2 protein-coding genes are annotated in these 1,212 nt (G+C 61.6%); both read left to right on the plus strand.

The window, feature by feature from the left end; genetic code table 11:
• The coding region (locus ACXJ7R_RS33465) for an NAD(P)-dependent oxidoreductase (protein WP_457155529.1) at positions 1-915 on the plus strand (915 nt) is incomplete at its 5' end.
• Positions 916-917: 2 nt separating this feature from the next.
• Positions 918-1,212 (plus strand): MBL fold metallo-hydrolase (locus ACXJ7R_RS33470; protein WP_457155530.1); only part of this gene is annotated, 295 nt, incomplete at its 3' end.

Below are 1,212 nucleotides of genomic sequence, written 5' to 3' on the forward strand. Positions count from 1 at the left end.
CTGAAAATCGGCTTTGTTGGCATCGGAAAAATGGGCACGCCGATGGCGACCCGTCTCATCAAGGCCGGATACGAAGTGACTGTCTACGACGTCGACGGCAAAGCCGTTGCGGAGTTGACCAATGCGGGCGCGAAAGCCGCCGCCGGTGCGCGCGATGTTGCCGACAGTGCGGAGATCGTCTTTGCCAGTCTGCCCAGCCCGCAGATCCTGGAAAAGGTGGTGCTCGGCGAAGGCGGTATCGCCGAGGGCAAGGCGGTTCGCATCTTCATCGACATCTCGACGACGGGTCCGCGCACGGCCGCCAAGGTTGCCGAAGGCCTTTCTGCCAAGAATATCGCCATGATCGACGCGCCCGTCAGCGGAGGATTGAAGGGAGCGCGCAACGGCACCCTCGCCGTTATGGTGTCGGGGCCGAAGGCTGCCTTCGAAACGGCAAGGCCGGTGATCGAGAATTTCGGGCGGATATTCTTCATGGGCGAGGTTCAGGGCTCCGCCCAGACCATGAAGCTTGCCAACAATCTGCTTGCGGCGGCGGCACTTGCGATCTCCTCCGAAGCGGTCGTGATGGGCGTCAAGGCAGGCCTCGACCCCAAGGTGATGATCGACGTCATCAACGCCTCGAGTGGCCGCAACAGCGCCACCGAAGACAAGTTCCCGAAATCCGTCCTGCCGCGCACCTTCGATTTCGGTTTCGCCACAGGCCTGTCCTTCAAGGATGTACGCTTGTGCGTGGATGAGGCGGAGGCGATGGGCGTACCGATGGTGGTGGGCAGTGCCGTGCGCCAGTTGCTCAGCGTGACGAACCAGCTCTACGGGCCTGATTCCGATTTTACCTGTATGGTCAAGACGGTCGAGACATGGGCGCATGTGGAGGTCGGCTCGGCCCAGACCACAGATGTCGCCAAAGCGAGCTGATCATGGGTGACCCCGGACGCTATGAAATCCATGCCGTTCGCTACGGCCATTTCAAGCGCCGCTCGGGCGAGAATTTCCTGGGCGGCGACACGCATGATGTTCCCATGCCGCTGGACTACTTCGTCTGGGCGATCGTTGGGGAGAAACGCACCTTCATCGTCGACACCGGCTTCGACAAGCCGACCGGCGACAAACGCGGACGCAGTGTCGTCAGGCCCGTCGATGAAGGCCTGGCGGCAATCGGCATCAACCACGCCGACGTCAGCGACGTCATCATCTCCCACATGCATTACGACC

Source organism: Mesorhizobium sp. P5_C1, from assembly GCF_054049815.1.